This window comes from Acinetobacter sp. CIP 102129, assembly GCF_000368305.1.
GTDB classification, from domain to species: Bacteria; Pseudomonadota; Gammaproteobacteria; order Pseudomonadales; family Moraxellaceae; genus Acinetobacter; species Acinetobacter parvus.
Map to the genome: position 1 here is coordinate 796,883 of NZ_KB849341.1, position 22,154 is coordinate 819,036.

The 22,154-nt window shown below is 41.3% G+C and carries 22 protein-coding genes; 7 read left to right on the plus strand and 15 right to left on the minus strand.

What is annotated here, in order from left to right; all coding sequences use genetic code 11:
- Nucleotides 1–56: 56 nt before the first annotated feature.
- Genes F973_RS11850 through pheS form a run of 3 tightly spaced genes read right to left on the minus strand, consistent with a single transcriptional unit; the run spans nt 57 to nt 3,745 of the window.
- On the minus strand, nt 57–353 hold the full coding sequence (locus tag F973_RS11850) for an integration host factor subunit alpha (protein WP_004664224.1): 297 nt from the start codon (nt 351–353) through the stop codon (nt 57–59).
- Complete coding sequence (gene pheT, locus F973_RS11855) at nt 350–2,731, minus strand: phenylalanine--tRNA ligase subunit beta (protein WP_004761975.1); 2,382 nt, start codon at nt 2,729–2,731, stop codon at nt 350–352. Before pheT ends, F973_RS11850 begins: the two co-directional genes overlap by 4 nt.
- 33 nt (nt 2,732–2,764) lie before the next feature.
- Nucleotides 2,765–3,745 carry a phenylalanine--tRNA ligase subunit alpha gene (gene pheS, locus F973_RS11860; RefSeq protein WP_004675691.1) on the minus strand — a complete coding sequence of 327 codons (981 nt, stop codon included), beginning with the start codon at nt 3,743–3,745 and terminating at the stop codon, nt 2,765–2,767.
- 231 nt (nt 3,746–3,976) lie between these two features.
- Between pheS and F973_RS11865 the strand changes: the two genes are divergently transcribed.
- Nucleotides 3,977–4,975 carry a hypothetical protein gene (locus tag F973_RS11865; RefSeq protein WP_004675689.1) on the plus strand — a complete coding sequence of 333 codons (999 nt, stop codon included), beginning with the start codon at nt 3,977–3,979 and terminating at the stop codon, nt 4,973–4,975.
- 53 nt (nt 4,976–5,028) lie between these two features.
- On the opposite strand, the gene F973_RS11870 is transcribed toward F973_RS11865, so the two are convergent.
- The 3 genes from F973_RS11870 to rpmI form a co-directional block, all read right to left on the minus strand.
- A complete protein-coding gene (locus F973_RS11870; protein ID WP_004761977.1) occupies nt 5,029–5,226 on the minus strand; it encodes a hypothetical protein in 198 nt (65 codons plus the stop codon).
- Between the two features lie 176 nt (nt 5,227–5,402).
- Nucleotides 5,403–5,762 carry a 50S ribosomal protein L20 gene (gene rplT, locus F973_RS11875; protein ID WP_004675688.1) on the minus strand — a complete coding sequence of 120 codons (360 nt, stop codon included), beginning with the start codon at nt 5,760–5,762 and terminating at the stop codon, nt 5,403–5,405.
- Between the two features lie 11 nt (nt 5,763–5,773).
- Nucleotides 5,774–5,968: a 50S ribosomal protein L35 gene (gene rpmI, locus F973_RS11880; RefSeq protein WP_004637967.1), complete on the minus strand. Its 195-nt coding sequence runs from the start codon at nt 5,966–5,968 to the stop codon at nt 5,774–5,776.
- 236 nt (nt 5,969–6,204) lie between these two features.
- Here rpmI and F973_RS11885 point away from each other — a divergent pair, with 236 nt between their 5' ends.
- Nucleotides 6,205–7,458 (plus strand): MFS transporter, encoded by a 1,254-nt coding sequence (locus F973_RS11885; RefSeq protein ID WP_004761979.1) that lies wholly within the window; start codon nt 6,205–6,207, stop codon nt 7,456–7,458.
- A 32-nt stretch (nt 7,459–7,490) separates the two neighbouring features.
- Here F973_RS11885 and F973_RS11890 read toward each other — a convergent pair whose 3' ends face one another.
- Both F973_RS11890 and F973_RS11895 read right to left on the minus strand, forming a co-directional pair.
- On the minus strand, nt 7,491–7,916 hold the full coding sequence (locus F973_RS11890; RefSeq protein WP_004761980.1) for a YqaA family protein: 426 nt from the start codon (nt 7,914–7,916) through the stop codon (nt 7,491–7,493).
- Nucleotides 7,917–7,943: 27 nt separating this feature from the next.
- Entirely contained in the window at nt 7,944–8,561 is a 618-nt protein-coding gene (locus F973_RS11895; protein WP_004761981.1) for a glutathione S-transferase N-terminal domain-containing protein, read from the minus strand.
- Nucleotides 8,562–8,851: 290 nt separating this feature from the next.
- Here F973_RS11895 and F973_RS11900 point away from each other — a divergent pair, with 290 nt between their 5' ends.
- Nucleotides 8,852–9,325, plus strand: coding sequence for an Hsp20 family protein (locus F973_RS11900; RefSeq protein ID WP_004761984.1), 474 nt, complete (start codon nt 8,852–8,854; stop codon nt 9,323–9,325).
- A gap of 60 nt (nt 9,326–9,385) precedes the next feature.
- Here the strand turns inward: F973_RS11900 and infC are convergent, their stop codons facing one another.
- Together infC and thrS are read right to left on the minus strand one after the other, a co-directional pair.
- The gene (infC, locus tag F973_RS14815; protein WP_081398901.1) at nt 9,386–9,937 is read right to left on the minus strand and encodes a translation initiation factor IF-3; all 552 of its coding nucleotides are present in this window, start codon (nt 9,935–9,937) and stop codon (nt 9,386–9,388) included.
- 5 nt (nt 9,938–9,942) lie between these two features.
- Nucleotides 9,943–11,865: a threonine--tRNA ligase gene (gene thrS, locus F973_RS11910; RefSeq protein ID WP_004761986.1), complete on the minus strand. Its 1,923-nt coding sequence runs from the start codon at nt 11,863–11,865 to the stop codon at nt 9,943–9,945.
- 273 nt (nt 11,866–12,138) lie between these two features.
- Here thrS and F973_RS11915 point away from each other — a divergent pair, with 273 nt between their 5' ends.
- Complete coding sequence (locus F973_RS11915) at nt 12,139–13,785, plus strand: acyl-CoA synthetase (RefSeq protein ID WP_004761987.1); 1,647 nt, start codon at nt 12,139–12,141, stop codon at nt 13,783–13,785.
- A 185-nt stretch (nt 13,786–13,970) separates the two neighbouring features.
- On the opposite strand, the gene F973_RS11920 is transcribed toward F973_RS11915, so the two are convergent.
- Both F973_RS11920 and omp38 read right to left on the minus strand, forming a co-directional pair.
- A complete protein-coding gene (locus F973_RS11920; protein ID WP_004761989.1) occupies nt 13,971–14,153 on the minus strand; it encodes a hypothetical protein in 183 nt (60 codons plus the stop codon).
- A 321-nt stretch (nt 14,154–14,474) separates the two neighbouring features.
- Nucleotides 14,475–15,509, minus strand: coding sequence for an outer membrane protein Omp38 (gene omp38 / locus F973_RS11930; protein ID WP_004761992.1), 1,035 nt, complete (start codon nt 15,507–15,509; stop codon nt 14,475–14,477).
- A gap of 390 nt (nt 15,510–15,899) precedes the next feature.
- Here omp38 and F973_RS11935 point away from each other — a divergent pair, with 390 nt between their 5' ends.
- From F973_RS11935 to F973_RS11945, 3 genes are all read left to right on the plus strand, one after another.
- On the plus strand, nt 15,900–16,415 hold the full coding sequence (locus F973_RS11935) for a GspH/FimT family pseudopilin (RefSeq protein WP_004761993.1): 516 nt from the start codon (nt 15,900–15,902) through the stop codon (nt 16,413–16,415).
- A gap of 111 nt (nt 16,416–16,526) precedes the next feature.
- Nucleotides 16,527–17,702 (plus strand): thiolase family protein, encoded by a 1,176-nt coding sequence (locus F973_RS11940; RefSeq protein ID WP_004761994.1) that lies wholly within the window; start codon nt 16,527–16,529, stop codon nt 17,700–17,702.
- Nucleotides 17,703–17,840: 138 nt separating this feature from the next.
- On the plus strand, nt 17,841–18,284 hold the full coding sequence (locus F973_RS11945; RefSeq protein WP_004761995.1) for a VOC family protein: 444 nt from the start codon (nt 17,841–17,843) through the stop codon (nt 18,282–18,284).
- Between the two features lie 110 nt (nt 18,285–18,394).
- On the opposite strand, the gene F973_RS11950 is transcribed toward F973_RS11945, so the two are convergent.
- The 3 genes from F973_RS11950 to F973_RS11960 all read right to left on the minus strand — a co-directional run bounded on the left by F973_RS11950 (nt 18,395) and on the right by F973_RS11960 (nt 22,057).
- The gene (locus F973_RS11950) at nt 18,395–18,880 is read right to left on the minus strand and encodes a DUF934 domain-containing protein (RefSeq protein WP_004675657.1); all 486 of its coding nucleotides are present in this window, start codon (nt 18,878–18,880) and stop codon (nt 18,395–18,397) included.
- Nucleotides 18,873–20,516 (minus strand): nitrite/sulfite reductase, encoded by a 1,644-nt coding sequence (locus tag F973_RS11955; protein WP_004761996.1) that lies wholly within the window; start codon nt 20,514–20,516, stop codon nt 18,873–18,875. The genes F973_RS11950 and F973_RS11955 overlap by 8 nt, the downstream gene beginning before the upstream one ends.
- A gap of 422 nt (nt 20,517–20,938) precedes the next feature.
- Nucleotides 20,939–22,057 carry a CaiB/BaiF CoA transferase family protein gene (locus tag F973_RS11960; RefSeq protein ID WP_004761997.1) on the minus strand — a complete coding sequence of 373 codons (1,119 nt, stop codon included), beginning with the start codon at nt 22,055–22,057 and terminating at the stop codon, nt 20,939–20,941.
- Nucleotides 22,058–22,154: the final 97 nt, after the last annotated feature.

Sequence of the window (22,154 nt, forward strand, 5' to 3'; positions counted from 1 at the left end):
TTATGCCTCATTTTTATTAAGTTCAAAAATTAAAAATAAGAACATAAAAAAGCAGATCAATCGATCTGCTCATTTCCAACACGCTGTCTAAATTTCTGGCCCGCCCTAAACGTAACCACTCGACGGGCAGAAATCGGAATTTCCTCACCTGTTTTTGGATTACGTCCAGGACGTTCGCGCTTGTCACGCAACTCAAAATTACCGAAACCTGAAAGTTTGACTTGCTCACCCGCAATCAATGCCTGGCTGATTTCGTCAAAAAATAACTCGACCATCTGTTTTGCTTCACGGCGATTTAAACTCGTAAGCTCACTTAAATGGTCCGCCATCTCTGCTTTTGTTAATGCTGTCATGAGGCCCTCAATGTCGCTTGGTAAGTGTCTTCCAACACTTGAATAATATTATCCATACCAGATTTAATTTCAGCATCTTCAAGGGTACGTGCTGGATGTTGCCACAACACTGCAAAAGCTAAAGAGCGCTTGCCTTGTTCAACCCCTTGCCCCGTATACACATCGAACAACCATGTTGAGTCGAGTAGATCCCCACCTGTTTGCTCAATTAACCGCTGAATATCTCTAACCTCAATATTATCAGAGATTAAAAGCGCAATATCACGTCTAACTGATGGAAAACGTGATAATTCTGTAAAATTAGATACATAAGATTGCAAAACAGCCTGCTGATCCAGTTCTGCCACCCATGTTGTGCTTAAATCCAGCTCATTTTCTAGTGAGGGGTGCAAACGGCCTAAATAACCAATCGACTGTCCATTTACCATAATTTCAGCAGACTGCCCAGGATGTAACCATGCACGTTCAGTACGGACAAACTCCGCCTTTACACGTCCAGCAGCCAGAATTTCTTCCACCTCTCCCTTGAAATCGAAGAAATCCATTGTCTGTGGCTTTGCATGCCAGGATTCAGGTGTACGCGACCCCACAGCAATCACGGCCAGAGTCGGAACCTGTTTCAGGTCATGAATACTTTGCGCATCCTGATAATCAAAACGCAAGCCCAGTTCAAAGAAACGAATACGCTGCTGTTGACGGTTTAGATTGTACTGGACACAAGGAATCAAGCTGGATAATAGAGTACTACGCATTGCCGCCAAATCACTGGAAATTGGGTTGGTAAGCATTAATGGCTGTACATTTGGATTCAGTTGCTTTTCAAGCTTTGCATCGGCAAAGCTAAAGCTAATCGCCTCTTGATACCCCAAAGTTGCAATGGTCTGGCGCAGTTGAGCAATTTCAAAACGATCTTGATATTTCTCTAGTTTCACATCAATTTTTGGCAAGCTGACCTGAATGTTGTCATAGCCGTGGATACGTGCAACCTCTTCAATCAGGTCCTGATAAATAGCCATATCATAGCGATGTGATGGTGGAACTACGCTCCACTCACCTTGTGCTTTGGTTTCCACCACACAGCCCAAACGTGCTAACGCATCGGCAATAAAATCACCCGCCACTTGATATCCAAGTAACTGATCAACCTGTGCCTGTTTCAATACAATTGCTTCACGTTTTGGCAATAAGCTCGTTTGTTCAGCCACTGTAATTGGACCAAAATCACCGCCAGCAAAGACTTGAATCAGTTCAGAGGCACGGTGCATTGCGATCATCGGCAACTCAAAATCAACACCGCGTTCATAACGTTGCGATGAATCGGTATGTAAACCAAAACGACGAGCGCGACCAGCAATGGCTAAAGATGCAAAGAACGCACTCTCAAGGAAAATATCTTGTGTATCATCGGTCACCGATGAATCCAAACCACCCATAATGCCTGCAATTGCCAATGCTTTCTGATCATCGGCAATGACCATGATGTCATCTTGCAATTCAACTTCTTGATCATTGAGCAAGGTCAGTTTTTCTTGCGGTTGCGCTTGGCGAACTTGAATTGAACCCTCGATTTTTGCCAGGTCAAAAGCATGCATTGGCTGGCCCAACTCAAGTAATACATAGTTGGTAATATCCACTAAAATACTATGGGTACGGATGCCTGAACGTGCCAGTGCCTGCTCCATCCAATCAGGTGTAACCGCCTTAACATTGACATTTTTAATGATACGACCTAAATAACGTGGCGTACCTTCTGTGCTGATGTTGACCACTTTCTCATCAGAAATATTTGCTGCAATTGCCTGAATCTTCGGCTCATTCACTTCAAGCTGGTTAATGACTGCGATTTCACGGGCAATCCCACGAATACTAAAGCAGTCACCACGGTTTGGCGTGATACTGATGTCAATCACATTGTCATCAAGTTTTAAATATTCACGAATATTCATTCCCACTGGTGCATCAGCAGGCAACTCTAACAACCCATCAATTTTGTCTTCTAAATCAATTTCAGAAGCACCGCAGAGCATACCTTGTGATTCAACACCACGCAGCTTGCCTTTTTTAATTTTGAAATCGCCTGGTAATACCGCACCGATCGTTGCAACAGGTGCTTTCATGCCCACACCGACATTTGGCGCACCACAGACAATCTGCAATGGTTCACCTGAACCAATATTCACGGTTGTCACACGTAAACGGTCTGCATCTGGATGTTGTTCAACCGTAAGGACTTCACCAACAACCACACCAGTAAACGGTTTTGCAACAGGCGCTAACTCATCAACTTCCAAACCTAACATGGTCAATTGATCAGACAATGTATCGCTATCAATGGCTGGATTTACCCAGCTGCGCAACCAATTTTCACTAATTTTCATTTGTATAAACCTTCTTTAATCCTGAAAAACTGTTTAGGCAAATTGGCGTAAGAAACGCACGTCATTTTGGTAGAACATACGCAAATCATTGATGCCATAACGCAACATTGCAAAACGCTCTACCCCTAGACCAAAGGCAAAGCCTTTGTATTGATCAGGATCAATTCCTGCAGCACGCAATACATTTGGATGCACCATGCCACAGCCTAAAACTTCTAACCAACGACCACGTTCATCCATGATATCCACTTCTGCACTTGGCTCTGTAAATGGAAAGTAAGATGGACGGAAACGTACTTTTAAATCTTTTTCAAAGAACTCATTGAGTAGGTTAATCAATAAACCTTTTAACTCAGCAAAGCTGGTATTTTCAGCAACGTACAGACCTTCGATCTGATGGAACATTGGCGAATGGGTTTGATCCGAGTCACAACGATATACACGACCAGGACACACGATACGAATTGGCGGCTGACTGGTTTCCATAGTTCGAATTTGCACGCCCGAAGTATGGGTACGCAGTAAATGCGTTGCATCAAAGTAGAACGTGTCGTGCATGGCACGGGCTGGGTGATGTCCTGGAATATTTAAGGCTTCAAAGTTGTGATAATCATCTTCAACTTCAGGACCATAAGCGATCTGGAAACCCGCCTTGGTAAAGAACTGGCAAATACGCTCTTGTACTTGAGTAACAGGATGAATACTTCCCATGCGCTGCCCGCGGCCCGGTAAAGTAATATCAATGGTTTCACTTGCTAATTTTTTTGCAAGTTCAGCTTGTTGTAATGTCTGTTGACGCTCAGTCAAAGCTACATTGATCGCTTCACGCACAGCATGAATCGCAGCACCTTGTACTTTTCGCTCTTCAGGATCCATTTTTCCAAGTGCTTTCGACTGTTCTGCGAGCTGGCTTTTCTTCCCTGTAAATTGCACACGAACTTGATCGAGTGCAGCAAGGTCTTGAGCCGCTGCAATGGCAGCAAGCGCTTCAGTGGTCAGGGCTTCCAGTGACATAGTAACTCTCAAAGCAACAAAATATAGAAATATAATAAAACGCTATAGTTTATCAGCTTTTTACCAGTTTGATGAAAATAAACAGCGGTTTAAACAGCGTACTTTTGAAAATATAGATGCAAAAATAAAACAACAAGATACCTAAGCAGATCAACTAAAATTTCCGAAAAATTACTCAACAATTGAATAAAATGTATAAGATACCAATATCGTCAATGAGAAAGAATAACGATGGCGCTTGATCAAATTTGGAAACAACAGCTTACCCTAGTGACTTATGGCAATGAATTTCTTGCAGGAAATCTCAATTTTAGCCGTTGGGTCGAACATCCTATTTTTGATCACCAGTGCCTGACTTTCCGTGACCTGTTATCACAACGTTTACTGGCACAGCACTTCCAGATTTGGCTGGAGGGACTGAAAAAACAGGGCGTTACCAAACTCAGTCTACACTTATCCACTTTATTGAATGAAGAGCAAAACCCAAACCCGAATGTTGAGCTACTTCCCTTTGCACACTTTATGGTTAGCCATCAAGCCAATAAAAAAACTGCATGGATTTGTGGACAGGAACTGGCTGAATGGTATAACAGTGACAATGCGTTTGAAGTGCCTGTTTCACAGAAAATCACACTGGGACAGCAAACCTTTTGGGGTTATGAACTGAATGACAAACTTGTCAAAAAAATAAATGCTGATTTACAAAATGTAAACTGGAATAATGTCGTAGTTTTTCTGGAACGTGAGCTTTTTGACAGTAAATATGCCCCGCATTTCCCTGAACCAGAACAGCAAGACTTTCCATTTTATGGCTATAAGGTTGATCCCACCCATCTTTCAAGCCAGCAGCTTGCATTGATTCCAACAGATTATCCAGCGGATTGTGCCCATCGTTTATTACATCGCACTCAGGCCTTAGCCGACTATCTGGAAGAAAAAAGACGCCATCCCTATCATGATTCAGGTGAGCTGATTGACCCTGAGGAGCAGATCAATTTACGCAACTTTGCCCAGAAAACCGATGACTTATTTGCCAAGCTGATTGTCAAAACAGCTAACCATTACCAAACTGCACAGATCACTGCTGAACCTGAAATCATCGACAGAACTATGGAAACATCACAGCATTTTAATCAGGCTCACCAGCATAAGGTTGGAACATCTGGTGTGATTAAGTTGATTATTCTCACGGTGATTATCTGTATCTGTGCTTACTATTTTGGGCTGTAACTATAAGCAATAAAACAACCTGCCTACACGCAATCTGGTTTTTCTTTTATTGATCAGAAAGTTGGTTTAATTTTTATAATCACCTTATGCCCGCCATCATGCTGATTGACAATGTGATGTACATTTTCAATTTCACCCTCAACTTCAGCATCTGGCCCATAAAAAATTCGGATGGTTTCACCCTTTCTCGGCAAAATAGTCAGTTCTGTTTCAAATGCACCTTGCTGCAATCCCTCTACACTCACTAGCATATCTTTACCCCTATCCTGTTTTCTTTTACTGTAAAAAGATTCAAGGGTAAATGTCCAATCAAACGTGTTAGGGTTGTGTAAGCTCTATTTATATTTAATCTCTGTTTATTCTTTAAATTTAATCATCTAAAAATAAAAAAGACCGCTAAAAAGCGGCCTTCTTTGAATCTCTAAGCTTATGCAGCTAATGCACCTTTGGCTTTTTCAGCCAAAGCAGCAAATGCAACCGCATCATGCATAGCGATGTCAGCTAATACGCGACGGTCGATGATCACTTGAGCTTTTTTCAAACCATCGATCATACGGCTGTAAGACAAACCGTTAAGACGAGCACCAGCATTGATACGCGCAATCCATAAAGCACGGAATTGACGTTTCTTTTGACGGCGGTCACGGTAAGCGTATTGGCCAGCTTTGATTACCGCCTGGAACGCTACGCGATAAACGCGTGAACGAGCACCATAGTAACCTTTAGCGCGAGCAAGAATTTTTTTGTGACGGCGATGAGCCTGTACACCACGTTTTACACGAGCCATTTATAATCTCCTTAGATGTATGGGCACATAGCACGAACTGATGCAACGTCACTTACGTGAACCATTACACAACCGCGCAATTGACGGATACGCTTAGCAGATTTTTTGGTCAAAATGTGGCGCTTGAATGCTTGTTTGCGCTTGAAACCGTTTGCAGTCGCTTTAAAGCGTTTAGCTGCACCACGGCGAGTTTTTAACTTAGCCATAGTAACCTCTTTTGGGCACCTGTTCGGCTCGTTTGCACTATTGCAAATCGACCTGCAGGTAAGGAGTGCAATATCATATAGCATCTGCGCATAAAACAAAAGCAAAATGCTTATTTTTTGATAATACCTTATCCATTTTTTCCAAACGTTATTTTCCATAACTAATTCTCAAATTATGAGAAAAATCCACAAAATCAGCGCCTATAATAGAATCAAATTATTAAATCTTTATTCTTATGAATATTCAGAATGATGCATTCGCCGCGTTACGGTATCGAGATTTCTCTATTGTGACCTTGAATCAATTTTGCTTAACACTGGCAATTTTAATTCAGGAAATTATTGTTGCTTATTCACTCTATCAAATCACTCGTGATCCCCTAACCTTAGGTTTTATTGGTCTGGCTGAAGCAATCCCATTCATTACCCTGTCTTTATGGGGCGGTTATTTCGCTGATAAATTGAATAAACAGACCATCATGAAAGTGTGTTTATTCTTGGCGATTCCCCTCCCTTTGGCTCTTTGGGGATTTTTCCATTTACATGGTTTACAGAAAATTGGCATTACAACATTGTCTTGGGGCATTTATGCAGTCATTTTTGCTCTGGGAACCATTCGCGGTTTCTATAATCCCTCTGCCACTTCATTAAAACCTTTCCTGATTCCCCGTGAGCTTTATGCCAATGGTGCGACATGGACCACGATTGGCTGGCAAAGTGGTGTCATTATCGGGCCAATGTTGGGTGGCTTTATGTTGGCATTTCTGGGACGTGAAACGAGCCTTTTTGCAGTATCAGCATTATTGGCGATTTGCTTTATTTTGATTAATTGCTTACAGAAACGAACATTCCCAAAAATGGAAACTGAGAATGTCTTACAAAGCCTGACCGATGGTTTTCGCTTTATTTGGAAAACCAAAATTGTTTTGTGGGCAATTTCACTTGATCTGGTATCAGTATTATTTGGTGGTGTGATTGCCCTACTGCCGATCTTTGCTGAAGAAATTCTAAAAGTAGGCCCTGAGGGCTTAGGCTATTTAAGAGCAGCCCCCTCTATCGGTGCCCTGATTACTATGATTGTCCTGACCAAGTTCCCGCCAATGCACCATGCTTGGCGGAATATGTTATTGGCTGTCGCTGGCTTTGGTATTTTTACCATTCTGTTCGCCTTTTCAAACAATATGTGGCTATCCCTGTTTGCTCTCGCAATGACGGGTGCCTGTGATAGTATTTCGGTTGTTGTTCGTCAAACTGTGCTACAAATTTTCCCGCCTGAAAATATGCGCGGTCGAGTGGCTGCGGTAAATGGAATGTTCGTTTCATCGAGTAATGAACTCGGGGCTTTTGAATCAGGTCTGGCAGCCAAATACCTCGGAACAATCACTGCAACCATTTTTGGTGGCTGTATGACGCTTGCAGTTGTAAGTTACTGTTGGTTTAAAACCAGCGATTTATTTAAAGTCGATATTACTAAAGGTATTGATCATTAAAGTTTTTAGGGAAAGTCAAACTTTCCCTTTTTTCAAAAAACTCCAAGATATAACACATACAATGTTAAATAACGCCCACCTTTGGCAATCGTCACAATGAACAGGAATCGCCAAAAATTTTCTTTCATTAAACCTGCAATGAGTGTGATGGGATCACCAATGATGGGGGTCCAACTCAATAATAAAGAATAAAAACCATATTGATGATACATCTGTTGCGCCTGCCCTAAACGTTTTTCCGAAACAGGAAACCATTTTTTATCCTTGAAATGCTCAATTTTCAGTCCTAACCACCAGTTCACACATGAACCCAAGACATTTCCAATGGTTGCTATTAAGATCAGATAAAGAGGGTTGGAAAACCCTTGTATCAATAAGGTTATTAATACTGCTTCCGACTGTAAAGGTAATAATGTCGCAGCCCCAAAAGCAGATATGAACAACAACCAATAACTCATGAGGCGAACTTAGACACTATAGAAAAATTAGACTTGGATCGACAAAGCTTTTTGTATCGCAGGACGGGCGGTTAAACGTTCAATATAGTCCTGAACATATGGATAATCTTCAAGCTGAATGCCTTGCCATTCATGGCGCAATGCCCAAGGCAAAATTGCCATATCAGCAATTGAATACTCACCCGCCACGAACTTTTGACCAATCAATTGCTTATTTAAAACAGTGTAAAGACGCTTAGTCTCATTGATATAACGATCAATGGCATAAGGAATACGTTCAGGTGCAAATTTATTAAAATGATGATTTTGCCCCAGCATTGGACCAAACCCACCCATTTGCCACATTAACCATTGCTCTACTTCAACTCGCTCTTGTTCATCCGTAGGATAGAATAATCCAGTCTTCCGACCTAAATATTGTAGGATTGCACCTGATTCAAATACAGAAATCGGTTCACCTCGTGGTCCATTTTGATCAACAATCGCAGGAATTTTATTATTTGGCGAAATACGTAAAAAATCAGGTTGAAATTGATCATTTTCCAAAATATTAATTGGAAAAATTTGATAATCCAAGCCCATTTCCTCAAGTGCAATGGTTATTTTATGTCCATTGGGTGTTCCCCAATAATAAAGATCAATCATTTTAAAATTATTCTCCATACACCGTAGATGGTGGCTCTTCACACACCTTAATAGATTTAAAAAGAAACAACAAGTTTTGCAAATTAAAAATAATTTTTTATAATTATCAATTATATATAAAATTTATTTAAAAAAATAGATCTTTAACTTGAATTTTTTAAACTCAAACATATATTAATTATTGTGTTAGAAATGACGATTTTTAACATTCTGTCGATGTTTATACATGGCAGGTTTAAGTTTTTATCTTCTTATTTTTAAAACTTTGCTGACCTCAGGAGGTTCTAATCATGAGTAATCTAAATCTTCATCCTTTATTTCGTCGTAGCATTGGATTTGATCGTTTAAATGATTTTATTGACTACGCCATGCAAAGTGATGCACCCAATTATCCTCCATATAACATAGAGAAAGCTGGTGAAAACCGTTATCGCATTGTGGTGGCTACCGCAGGTTTTAGCCTAGAGGAATTAGGACTAAGTCTAGAAAATCAGCTTCTTACCATTTCAGGTAAACCTGAGGTTGTTCAGAAAGAAACAACTGAATATCTGCATAAAGGAATCGCGCGTCGTGCCTTTAAATTGTCTTTACGCTTAGATGAACATATTGAAGTTCAACAAGCTGATTATGAGAATGGTTTATTGGTCATTGAGTTGGAACGAATCATACCAGAAGAGAAACTTCCACGCGAAATCCCAATTGGTAAGAAAAAACTTTTACTTGATCAGCCTGACTCTACAGAAAAAACTGTAAGTACTGAGTAATTATACTTTAACTCAAAAAAGCCCTGCTATTCGAGCAGGGCTTTTTTGATGATTGGATGATTACTTTTTCTTTTTCGGGCCAATTAACATGCCCATTTGACGACCTTCCATCTTCGGCGCTTGTTCAACTACGCCAAAGTCAGCAACGTCTGCTTCAATTTTTTGTAATTGAGCCAAACCAAGCTGTTGATGTGCCATCTCACGACCACGGAATCGTAAAGTGATTTTTACCTTATTTCCTTCTTCAAGGAAACGTAAAATTGCACGCAATTTAATTTGGTAATCACCTACATCCGTTGCAGGACGTAACTTAATTTCTTTCACTTGCACTTGATGCTGTTTTTTCTTCGCATCTTTTTGCTTTTGCTTTAAGTCAAATAAGTGCTTGTTGTAGTCCATGATTTTACAAACAGGCGGTTCTGCATTAGCAACAATCTCAACAAGGTCAAGATTAGCTTCTTCAGCAGCACGTAATGCTTCAGTTAATGAAACAACACCTTTTTGTTCTCCATCTGCAGCAACGAGGCGTACTTCTTTCGCACGGATCTCTTCATTAATTGCAGGACGGTTACTTTTAGCACCTTGTTGCTGGTTACGGTCAGGCTGTTTAATCTTTATTACTCCACAATGTACCGGCCGCGTTCGGCAACGGCAGATTTCACTAGGTCAATAAATGCATCTACTGACATAGTACCTAAATTTTTTCCTGAGCGAGTACGCACATTAACAGTACCTTCTTCAACTTCTCGATCACCAAGAACCAGAAGGTAAGGAATACGCTCTAGGGTACGCTCACGAATCTTAAATCCGATCTTTTCATTTCTCAAGTCAGAAATAGCACGAAGACCATTTTCTTTGAGTTTTTCAACCACTTGTTCACACACTTCTGCTTGTGAATCAGTAATATTCATAACACACGCTTGAATTGGTGTTAACCATGGTGGCATAAAGCCCGCATAGTGTTCAATTAGTATACCAATAAAACGCTCAAAACTACCAAGAATTGCACGATGAAGCATGACTGGTTGATCACGATCATTGTCTTCAGTGACATAAGACGCATCTAAACGGATTGGTAAGTTGAAGTCACATTGAATCGTACCGCACTGCCAGATACGGCCTAAGCAATCTTTCAGTGAGAATTCAATTTTCGGACCATAGAATGCGCCTTCACCCGGTTGAAGTTCCCACTCCAAACCAGCAGCATCTAAAGCATCTGCTAAAGATTTTTCAGCTATATCCCAAAGTGCATCATCACCGACACGCTTTTCAGGACGTGTTGAAAGTTTCATTTGCACTTCTTCAAAGCCGAAGTCTTTATAAACATCTAAAGTCAGTTTAATAAAGTCTGCAACCTCTTTACCAATTTGCTCTTTGGTACAGAAAATATGTGCATCATCTTGAGTAAAGCCACGAACACGCATAATGCCGTGTAATGAACCAGATGGTTCGTTACGATGACAAGAACCAAACTCCGCTAAACGGATTGGTAAATCACGATAAGATTTTAAGCCTTGATTGAACACTTGTACGTGACATGGGCAGTTCATTGGTTTTACGGCATAGTTACGACTTTCTGAATGAGTCGTAAACATGTTGTCCGCATAGTTTGCCGCATGGCCTGATTTTTCCCACAAAGTGAAATCAACAATTTGTGGTGTTTTAATTTCTTGGTAACCATTGTCTTGCTGAACTTTACGCATGTATTGTTCAAGCACTTGGTAAATCGTCCAACCATTTGGATGCCAGAACACCATACCAGGTGCTTCTTCTTGCATGTGGAATAAGTCCAAAGCTTTACCAATTTTACGATGGTCACGTTTTTCAGCTTCTTCAATGCGTTTGATATAAGCTGCTAACTGTTTTTTATCAGCCCAAGCCGTACCATAGATACGTTGTAGCTGTTCATTCTTCGCATCACCACGCCAGTAAGCACCAGAGATTTTTGTGAGCTTGAATGATTTTAAAAATTTAGTGTTGGGTACGTGCGGACCACGGCACATATCCAAATAATCTTGATGGTAGTACAAGCCCATTTGTGTTTCATTCGGCATGTCTGCAATCAAGCGTAATTTGTATTCTTCACCGCGTGCTGTAAATTCTGCAATCACTTCATCACGTGATGTCATTTTTTTGATGACATCATAGTCTTGATCGATGAGCTTTTTCATACGCTCTTCGATCGCCGCCATATCATCTAAAGTAAAAGGACGTGGCATCCAGATGTCATAGTAGAAACCTTCTTCAATGACTGGGCCGATAACCATTTTCGCCTCAGGGAACAATTGCTTAACCGCATGTCCTACCAAGTGCGCACATGAGTGACGAATGATCTCTAGACCTTCTTCATCTTTCGGGGTAATAATCTGAACTGTCGCATCTTCTGTGATTAAATCACAAGCATCCACCAAACGATCATTGATACGGCCAGCAACTGTATTTTTTGCAAGACCAGGACCAATGCTTTGAGCAAGTTCCATCACGGAAATCGGATGATCAAACTGTTTCTGATCACCATTTGGTAAAGTAATGATTGGCATAATAAAATCCTTAAGGAGTGATGCCCCGCACAATGGAGCATATCACCGCGAGATTATGTATTGAGGCGGACCTCAAAAGATAAAAAACGGCGGATAAAAAAGTACTCAAGATTTTACACAGGTTTAGATGCGGATGAAACCTTTGAATTAGAAAAATACAGGAACAATCAAGGAATCGTCTCATACTAAAGCCTAAATGAATTAGACTGGGCGAAACACTATGTTGGTGTGGATATAAATAAACCTGACAAGAACAGCAATGGAGCAGTACACATGGTCAGTGCATATGATGAGTTACCACGAACACCAGCAAATTTTGTTGCCTTATCACCATTGCGTTACCTGGAGCGTGCCGCCTACATTTACCCAAATCAGGCAGCCATTATTCATGGTGAACGTCAAATTACATGGCAGAAAACCTATCAACGCTGTCGCCAGTTTGCGCATCAACTCAGAAATCTAGGTATCCAAAAAAACGATACCGTTTCGGTACTGTTACCAAATGTCCCTGCAATGATCGAAGCTCATTTTGCAGTACCAATGGCAGGTGCTGTACTCAATACGCTGAATACTCGCTTGGATGCAAAAACTATTTCTTTCATGCTCACACATGCGGAATCAAGAGTACTGCTTGTCGACCCTGAATTTAAAACCCTTGCAGAAGAAGCATTAACACTGATCAATCAAGATATTATTGTGATTGATGTTTTTGACCATGAGTTTGAGGGTGAACAGGTTGCAATTGGCCAGTATGAATATGAGTCGTGGCTGGCACAGGGTAATCCAGATTTTGAATGGTTACTCCCACAGGACGAATGGGATGCGATTAGCCTCAATTATACCTCTGGTACAACAGGTAATCCGAAAGGCGTGGTCTACCATCATCGTGGAGCCTACCTAAATGCAGCCAGCAATATTCTGGCCTGTGGGATGAAGCCGCGTGCTGTTTATCTGTGGACATTGCCATTGTTCCACTGTAATGGCTGGTGTTTTGCCTGGTCAATTGCCGCAAGTGGTGGCACCAATATCTGTTTACGCAGGGTTGATCCTGTATTGATCTTTAAATATATCGCTAAGTATAAGGTCGATTATTTCTGTGGTGCGCCGATTGTATTGTCCATGCTGATCAACGCCCCTCAACAGCAAAAAGTCGCTTTTGAGCATGATGTCGAGGTGATGGTGGCTGGTGCGGCTCCGCCTGTTGCGATTATTGAGGGTATGCGCCATATTGGAATTAATGTTAATCATGTCTATGGCTTAACCGAAACCTACGGCCCATCAGCACTATGTGCATCACAGGCTGGCTGGAGTGATTTATCTATTCAGGAGCAAGCGCAGCTTCATTCACGTCAAGGTGTTCCTTATCCACTCCAAGACAGTATGCGAGTACTTGATCCTGAAACAATGCAACCGGTACCGAATGATGGGCAAACCATGGGAGAAATTATGTTCCGTGGCAACATCGTCATGAAAGGCTACTTAAAGAATCCACAGGCAACTGAGGAGGCATTTAAGGGTGGCTGGTTCCATACAGGAGATTTGGCGGTTTGTCATCCTGACGGTTATGCCAAGATTACTGACCGCTCCAAGGATATTATTATCTCAGGTGGTGAGAACATTTCCTCCCTGGAAGTGGAAGATGTGCTCTATCGCCATCCAGCCGTACTTACCGCAGCGGTTGTGGCAAAACCAGATCAACGCTGGCAGGAGGTGCCATGTGCCTTTATTGAATTAAAACAGGGTGCATCTGCATCCGCAGAAGAGATTATTGCACATTGCGAAAAGGAGCTGGCGCGCTTTAAAGTTCCTAAAGATGTGGTAATTACTGAGATTCCGAAAACATCGACAGGGAAATTACAGAAATTTATTTTAAGAGAATGGGCGAAACAACGTGCAACAGGAGAATTCGGGAATTATTAAGACGTGTCCCGTCCTAAAATAGGTTGACACTTATTTCAACTATAAAATGCCTGATAAACCTCATTGGGCGTTTTATATTTTAATGCAAATGGCCTGATCCTTTTTAATGCGTAGAGATTCCTACTTGCATTGCTTGTAATAGACTTGACGGGTCATTCCAAGATAACGGCAGCATTGCATAATACTTATCCCCGTTTCTTGCTTTTCCCTGATGACTTGCCTCGTGGCTTTTCTATAATGCTGACTCCATAATCTCTTTCGAGTACATCTACAACACTTTCAAAGAATTCAGCTTTTTGTTGACTGTTGGCAAATTGGTGCTCAAGTTCTTTAATTCTTTGTTCTAGCGTGAGCGGTGTATTGGGCATGGAGGTTTTACCTGGATGAAAAGAGAGTGCTCACTGACTCCAGTCTAGGTTATCATGCTTGCGAAGCCAAACTAATACTGTTGAACAGCCCTGTATGTCATATTTATCCTGTGCCTCCCTATAAATCATTACACCTTTTTCGACTTGGTCAACAACTGATAATTTAAAGATGAGACTATAATCTCGTTGTGTTCTTCTAAGCACTCTAGTCATAACACTCTCCAATTTTAGGAATGGAAAGTGTCAACCTTAATTAGGACGAGACATAGATATAAAAAAAGCGGCTCAATTGAGCCGCCCTTTCATATCATCAAGACTCAATTACTGAGCTTGTTGACCTGGTTGTACAACAACAGTACGGCTACCAGTGATCGCAGCGAATACGCGACGGTTCATAGCACGACCTTCTTTAGTCTTGTTGTCTGCAATCGGTTGATCCCAAGCGAAGCCCTGAGTTGTCAAGCGAGTTGCGTTAACATTGTATTCATTCACAAGTGCAGACTTAACAGAGTTGGCACGAGCTAAAGATAAACGTTCGTTCAACTTACGTGGACCCGTGTTGTCTGTGTGACCTTCAATGCGAGCAGTTGCGTTCGGGAATTCACCCAATTTCTCTGCTACTTTCGCAATTTCAGACTTGTACTGCGGCTTGATGTCTGATTTGTTGGTATCAAAGAATACACGAAGTTCCATGTTAAGGTCTTCAGTCATCTCTTGTGGCTGCGGCTGTACTGGTACTGGTACTGGTACTGGTACTGGAACAACTTCAACTACTGGTGCAGCAGGCTTCAAATGGCCACCAAGAACAACGTTTAAACCAGCAAGCGCGGTGTAGTTCCAGAATTTCTCATCAAAATGGTATGTACCACGAGCTTCAGTACGAAGTGATAGAGCATCATTAATACGCCAGAAAACACCACCACCAGCATTTGCTAGCGTACCTTCTTCACCATCACGTACCGCATCTACGTCATATTTATAGTGACCTGCACCAGCAAGCACATATGGTTTAATTTTACTATCGTAATTCTTTGTGATTAGATCAGAAGTAACATAAAGGTTACCCGCGAGGTTACGACCTTTATACTCACCACCATTACTTACATCACCTTTGATTTGACTATATTCAACTTCAGCACCTAACCAAGGCGTTAATTCAATACCTAACGCAGAGCCAACGAATAAATCATCATCAAGTTCCGCACCCGTTGTTAGACTACCTTTATCACCATTATTATTATGTTCTGTATCATACTTTGTATAACCCAGTAATAATGGAGTAATTGTTATACCCGCATTAGCAGCAGCTAAAGGAGCAGCAACAAGCATAGCAAGTGCAATACGACTCAATTTCATGGATATCCTCCAGAGATAACATTTGTTTGTTGTTAAGCTTAGCCTATAATTTTTGACCACTCATAAGCATCAAGCACTTACAGTGTTCTTTTTAAGCTATTCACTTAACTTTGAATCATACAAACACTTGAGTAATTTTCCAAGTGCTTGATAACTTTAACCTAGTAAATTATTGACAAAATTTCTTACAATTTCCGTTGTAGTTCAGTAAATTTTCAATTCCCATGTAAAGTAATAATCAATTATCGTTCGCAAGTTTTTATTTATTTGCTATGTAGCATTTCTATTTAAATAATGGCCTAAATATGGGTTAATGTATTATTTAATTTTAAAAACACATTTTAACACTTTGTTATTTATATATTTAAACAAAAATTACTTGGGTTTCACATGAAAACAACATTAGGTTTTACCTTAACCGAAATGGTGGTGACCACGACTATTTTGTCCATAATAGTCGCTTTCGCAATTCCAGCATTTCACCACTTATTGGCTTCCTGGGAGTCAAACCAGACCATTAGAATACTCACAATGAATATACAAAAAGCAAAGACTGATGCACAAATTCACCATAAAAATGTCATCATTTGCCCAAGTCAGGATTTAGAGAGTTGTCATAATGACTGGAACACTGGTTTTATTAGTTTTATAGATAGCAATAAAAATAGACAACGTGACAATGATGAAACCTTATTATTTGCCAGCGCACTCAATCATAAATATGGTTCACTCAGCTATAGAGCCTTTGGCTCTTCCCCACGATATATTGTATTTCAACAGGAAAATGGCTTGCCTTTCGCTTCCAATGGTAGCTTTATCTATTGTTCCAATTCACTGGATGATCACTCAAAACTGGTCATTGGTCGTATGGGGCATCCACGATTTGAGAAAACACCCACCTGCTAAAAACTCTTCAGTCTAGGCAAGGCGACATAAAACACTTTATTCACTGTTTTTTTTTACTATACTGCATAGGTTTTGAACATTCTCTGCAAATTATAAGTCTGGAGACACACAATGACTGACATCGTAATTGTCAATGGCGCCCGTACGGCAATGGGCGGCTTCCAAGGTGCATTATCGAGTGCAACTGCACCAGAACTGGGTGCAATCACAATTAAAGAAGCAATTGCCCGTGCTGGTCTACAGCCAACCGATGTAGAAGAAGTCATCATGGGTTGTGTATTACCAGCAGGCTTAAAGCAAGGCCCTGCCCGTCAGGCAATGCGTAAGGCTGGTTTACCTGACTCAACAGGCGCAGTGACAATTAACAAGCTGTGTGGCTCTGGCATGAAAGCGGTTATGCAGGCAGCTGACATGATCAAGGCAGGCAGTGCTGAAATTGTGGTCGCAGGCGGTATGGAATCCATGACCAATGCACCTTATGTATTGCCAAAAGCGCGTGCAGGCTACCGTATGGGTCATGGGGAAATTAAGGACCATATGTTCCTTGATGGCCTAGAAGATGCAGAAACAGGGCGTTTAATGGGTTCATTTGCCCAAGATATGGCAAATACACGTGGTTATACTCGTGAGCAAATGGATGACTTTGCCATTCGTTCTTTACAACGTGCCCAAAAAGCGATTACTGAAGGTTATTTCAAGGATGAAATCGTTGCTGTAACAGTCTCAAGCCGTAAAGGTGATGTGGTTGTTGATCAGGATGAGCAACCTTTAAATGCCAAGCTGGATAAAATCCCAAGCTTAAAACCAGCTTTTGCCAAAGATGGTACCATTACTGCGGCGAATGCCAGCTCAATTTCTGACGGCGCGTCTGCACTTGTACTTACCAACAGTGATGTGGCTGCTCAACGTGGCTTACAACCTTTGGCGAAAATCGTTGCGACTGCGTCAAATTCCCAACACCCATCTGAATTTACCATTGCGCCTGTAGGTGCAATTCAGAAAGTGTTAAAGAAAGCGGGCTGGGATGCACAGGACGTCGACCTTTGGGAAATCAACGAAGCATTTGCCATGGTGACCATGTGTCCAGTTGATGATTTCAAGCTGGATATTGAAAAGGTCAATATCAATGGTGGTGCCTGTGCTCTTGGACACCCAGTTGGTTCTACTGGTTCGCGTATCATTTTGACCCTGATTCATGCACTTAAACGTACGGGTGGCAAGAAAGGTGTTGCAGCCCTGTGTATCGGCGGTGGTGAGGCAACTGCTGTTGCGATTGAATTGATCTAAATATCTATCATTCTTTTCTATAAAAAAATCCTGCTTGATGCAGGATTTTTTATTTTCATAATTACAAAAAAATAATGCACCTTATCTAAAAATCCCGATAAGTTATGTTGTGTATAAAAAAACAACAAGGAATTTCCCATGCAACTCAATCATTATCTCAATTTCCAAGGACAAGCCGAACAGGCATTCATTTTTTACCAGTCTGTGTTTGGCGGTGAATTTTCCATGATTAGTCGCTATGGAGATATGCCACCAACTGAGGGAATCACCCTGTCTGAAGTCGATAAAAGTTTAATCCTGCACGTTTCCTTACCGATCAATGAATCTACGGTTCTGATGGGATCGGATGTCAACGATCAGTTTTGCGCAGCAAATAGTGTGTTTACGCCAGGAAATAACCATTATATTTCGATTAATCTTGAATATGATGAAATGGAAGCACGACGTTTATTTAACCAGCTTTCAGTACATGGTCATATTGAAATGCAACTGGAGAAAACTTTCTGGGGTGCACTCTACGGTGCATTTACCGATCAGTTCGGGATAAAATGGATGGTCAATTGTCAGCTTGAGAGCATATAAATAACAGAATAAAGACTTCATCGAAATAATTTTTTGATGAAGTTCTAAGCATCAATATTTGCATATAATAAAAAAGCTGAACCGTAGTTCAGCTTTTGCTTTGAGGATACTTACGCACCTGTTTGATAACTGGCCTGTGGCACTGCGGTTGAAGCCTGATAAGGGTGAGTAAAATCCTGAAGTCCAGCAGCCGCTTCGTGAATGTCCTTGCCCTCTTTGACAACAAAGGTATCAAAGCCAGAACGTTTCAAATAATTTAAAACATCCTTAAACACATCACCTACTGCACGTAATTCACCCTGATAGCCCTGACGGCGTAATAACGCAGCAAAGGAGTAGCCCCGACCATCACCAAAACCAGCAAACTCGATAAAAATTGCATCTAGTTCATTTAATGGAAATTGATGGGTTTCAGGTGAATCATTGACCGTGATATATAAAGCCTTTTTACCTTGTACCTGTGTCAACTGATCAAGTTGTGCAGTGGTCAGCACTACATCACCTTGCGGAATCAGACCATCTTCAGCAATCACTTGATAGCTATTGTCTGCAATTGTGCCATCTTTAGAAAGCACTTGTAGCGATGTATTAAGCATAAGCACGCTCCTTAAATGGCTGGATGCCAACACGGCGGTAAGTGTCGATGAAACGCTCACCCTCTGTACGCAAGTCAAGATAGGTATTGAGGATTTCTTCAATCACATCAGGAACGGCATCCGCAGCAAACGATGGCCCCAGAATGTCCCCCAACGACGCATCGTGATCAGCATGACCACCTAAAGTGATTTGATAGAACTCAGCACCTTTCTTATCGACTCCCAAAATACCGATGTTACCAACATGGTGATGACCACAGGCATTCATACAGCCTGAGATATTCAGATCAAGTTCACCCAAATTATAAATGGTATCTAAATCTTCAAAACGACGGCTTATCGCTTCTGAAATTGGAATGGATTTCGCATTGGCCAATGAACAGAAATCACCACCTGGGCAGCAAATAATATCGGTAATAAAGCCGATATGCGCGCGTGCCATGTTGTGATGTTCAAGCGTTTGCCACAATTCAAACAGGTCTTTTTGTGGTACATCCACGAGTGAAATATTTTGTTCATGTGTAGTACGGAACTCACCAAAAGTGTACTTATCCGCTAAGTCTGCGATTAAGTTCATTTCTTCAGAAGTCACATCACCAGGGGCAACGCCTGCACGTTTTAGTGAAATCGTGACGATACGATAGCCTTTGACTTTATGTGCATTGGTGTTGACGTTAAACCATTGCTTAAATTTTGGATGTTCAGCAAACAGTGCTGAAAAATCCTGATCTTCTAAATCTTGATAATCAAATGGAGTGAATTCTTCATCTAATTTTTTCAAGATCTCAGGCTGAATCTTCAATGCTTCACGGGTGTGCTCAAATTCAGCCTCAACTTTTTCTGCGAACACTGCTGGTGTGAGTGCTTTCACGAGAATCTTAATACGTGCCTTGTATTTGTTGTCTCGACGGCCATGCAGGTTATAGACACGCAAGGTCGCTTCAAGATAGGCAATCAAGTCTTCACGTGGTAAGAACTCACGGATTACGCTACCAATGATTGGGGTACGGCCCAAGCCACCACCAACCATGATTTTATAGCCCATTTCGCCCGCTTCATTGCGAACGATATAAACACCAATATCGTGGAAAGCAGTTGCGGCACGGTCTTTTTCTTCCAGAGCAGACACGGCGATCTTGAACTTACGTGGCAAGAACGCAAATTCAGGATGAAAAGTACTCCACTGACGAATTAATTCACACGTTGGACGTGGATCTGCAATTTCACCTGCAACCACGCCTGCAAACTGATCAGTGGTGGTATTACGAATACAGTTACCTGAGGTTTGTACTGCATGCATTTGTACTGTTGCTAGCTCTGCCAGAATATCAGGTACATTTTCTAAAGCAGGCCAGTTCAACTGAATATTTTGACGAGTTGAAACGTGGGCATAACCACGATCATATTCAGTCGCGATTTCAGCAATTTTTCTGAGTTGTTTAGTATTCATCAAGCCATACGGCACAGCGATACGGAGCATAGGTGCATAACGTTGCACGTACAGACCATTTTGCAAACGTAATGGACGATATTCGTCTTCGGTCAATTTTCCTGCTAAATAGCGTTCTGTTTGATCGCGGAACTGAGCAACACGTTGGTTAATCAGTTGTTGATCGAAATCCGTATATAAATACATGGCGTATGGCTAGTCATTCATTATAAAGGCAACTAGCATAGCGAGCTTTTATTCATCAACAAAATGCTTTTTTTGCATATTTAATAACGATTTTATTGATAAGCCTATCTAATTGCCCCAAAAAGAAAAAACTCAGACGAATCTGAGCTTTTACAATCATTTTCTAAATGAAATTAGTTCTTATCTGGCAATGCATAAGCTACAAGAGACCAGCTACCACAACAAAATAAGGTAGCTTAACTAGAGCAGAATATCACTTATAAATAAGCTTTTAGTTGTTCAAACACGTAGGACCACCTCTCTTTTATGCTTTTGTATATAAAAGGTTACGCCCATTTTTAATTGATTAATTTATTCAAAATGTTAATCACTTGATTAAATGTGCAATATTTCACCAAGTTGTGATTGTATGCACATTTTTTCTACCATTTTCCTTGACCTAATCCCTGTCCGATAAATTGATAACGCATTTGAGAACGTGAAAATTTGATTGGGCATGCTAATTGGGGCTCAGTTTGATCTGTATTTTCAGATAAAGGCACATCGACCACCCAACCACGTTGTTTTGCAATCGGTGAAGTCAAAGCTTCATCCAAGCTCAACACTGGCTCAACACAAATATCTAATTGCGAAAAAATTGATTGCCACTCAGCAAAATCTTTGGAGCTAAACTTTTCCTTTAAGGCTTGTTTAATCGCTTGACGGTCTTCAGGGTCAAAAGAACTACCTTTTGCCATCAATATAGGTAAATCTAATGCAGCAGCTAACCCAGTCATAAACTGTGGTTCTAAACTTCCTACAGAGAAATAACGACCATCTTTGGTTTCATAATAGTCATAGAAAATAGCACCATTCAGCATCCCTTGCTCAGGACCTTGCGGTGTCTGACCAGCCAAACTTGCTGAGGCGGCCATACTATTTAAACTAGCCACACAGTCCGTCATAGAAATATCTATGTATTGCCCCATGCCACTGCGCTGACGTTCGACCACAGCTGCCAGAATACCAATCACCGCATGCAGTGAACCACCCGCAACATCGGCAATCTGGATGCCCAATGGCGGTGGGCCACCATCCTGACGACCACTATGACCAGAAACACCTGCCAGTGCCAGATAGTTAATGTCATGCCCTGCACGGTCTTTATAAGTACCTGTTTGACCGTAGCCTGTAATTGAACAGTAGATTAAACGTGGATTGATCTCTGCCAGGGTGTCATAGTCCAAGCCCAAACGGCGCATCACATCTGGACGGAACTGTTCCAGCAGGATGTCAAACTCGGAAATCTTGTTCCTGATCATTTCAATATTGGCTGCATCTTTTAAATCGAGTGCAATCGACTGCTTGTTACGGTTTAAATAACTATGCGCTGTAGCCTGTCCATTGGCATAAGGTGGCATGATTCGAACCAAATCTGGACGACTCGGAGATTCTACATGGATCACTTCTGCACCCATGTCGGCAAGGTACATGCTGGCAAATGGTCCAGGCAATAACGTTGAAAAATCCAGAACTTTCAATCCCTTTAAAGCGGTTGGCATAATAATTTCTACTCAGTTTGTTTAAATTTTCTTTTATATTAGGTTTGGATAAACACAAAAACAATGTCATGTTCAGCCATTTACCTTGATCGTTTCG

Coding starts and splice junctions, on each gene's coding strand:
- F973_RS11955 (WP_004761996.1), bottom strand. CDS start 20,516: ATGTATTTATATACGGATTTCGATCAACAACTGATTAACCAACGTGTT.
- F973_RS11940 (WP_004761994.1), top strand. CDS start 16,527: ATGACTGACATCGTAATTGTCAATGGCGCCCGTACGGCAATGGGCGGC.
- F973_RS11920 (WP_004761989.1), bottom strand. CDS start 14,153: ATGCCCAATACACCGCTCACGCTAGAACAAAGAATTAAAGAACTTGAG.
- F973_RS11935 (WP_004761993.1), top strand. CDS start 15,900: ATGAAAACAACATTAGGTTTTACCTTAACCGAAATGGTGGTGACCACG.
- F973_RS11945 (WP_004761995.1), top strand. CDS start 17,841: ATGCAACTCAATCATTATCTCAATTTCCAAGGACAAGCCGAACAGGCA.
- F973_RS11885 (WP_004761979.1), top strand. CDS start 6,205: ATGAATATTCAGAATGATGCATTCGCCGCGTTACGGTATCGAGATTTC.
- F973_RS11960 (WP_004761997.1), bottom strand. CDS start 22,057: ATGCCAACCGCTTTAAAGGGATTGAAAGTTCTGGATTTTTCAACGTTA.
- F973_RS11950 (WP_004675657.1), bottom strand. CDS start 18,880: ATGCTTAATACATCGCTACAAGTGCTTTCTAAAGATGGCACAATTGCA.
- rpmI (WP_004637967.1), bottom strand. CDS start 5,968: ATGGCTAAGTTAAAAACTCGCCGTGGTGCAGCTAAACGCTTTAAAGCG.
- F973_RS11915 (WP_004761987.1), top strand. CDS start 12,139: ATGGTCAGTGCATATGATGAGTTACCACGAACACCAGCAAATTTTGTT.
- thrS (WP_004761986.1), bottom strand. CDS start 11,865: ATGCCAATCATTACTTTACCAAATGGTGATCAGAAACAGTTTGATCAT.
- omp38 (WP_004761992.1), bottom strand. CDS start 15,509: ATGAAATTGAGTCGTATTGCACTTGCTATGCTTGTTGCTGCTCCTTTA.
- pheS (WP_004675691.1), bottom strand. CDS start 3,745: ATGTCACTGGAAGCCCTGACCACTGAAGCGCTTGCTGCCATTGCAGCG.
- F973_RS11900 (WP_004761984.1), top strand. CDS start 8,852: ATGAGTAATCTAAATCTTCATCCTTTATTTCGTCGTAGCATTGGATTT.
- pheT (WP_004761975.1), bottom strand. CDS start 2,731: ATGAAAATTAGTGAAAATTGGTTGCGCAGCTGGGTAAATCCAGCCATT.
- rplT (WP_004675688.1), bottom strand. CDS start 5,762: ATGGCTCGTGTAAAACGTGGTGTACAGGCTCATCGCCGTCACAAAAAA.
- F973_RS11850 (WP_004664224.1), bottom strand. CDS start 353: ATGACAGCATTAACAAAAGCAGAGATGGCGGACCATTTAAGTGAGCTT.
- F973_RS11890 (WP_004761980.1), bottom strand. CDS start 7,916: ATGAGTTATTGGTTGTTGTTCATATCTGCTTTTGGGGCTGCGACATTA.
- F973_RS11870 (WP_004761977.1), bottom strand. CDS start 5,226: ATGCTAGTGAGTGTAGAGGGATTGCAGCAAGGTGCATTTGAAACAGAA.
- F973_RS11865 (WP_004675689.1), top strand. CDS start 3,977: ATGGCGCTTGATCAAATTTGGAAACAACAGCTTACCCTAGTGACTTAT.
- F973_RS11895 (WP_004761981.1), bottom strand. CDS start 8,561: ATGATTGATCTTTATTATTGGGGAACACCCAATGGACATAAAATAACC.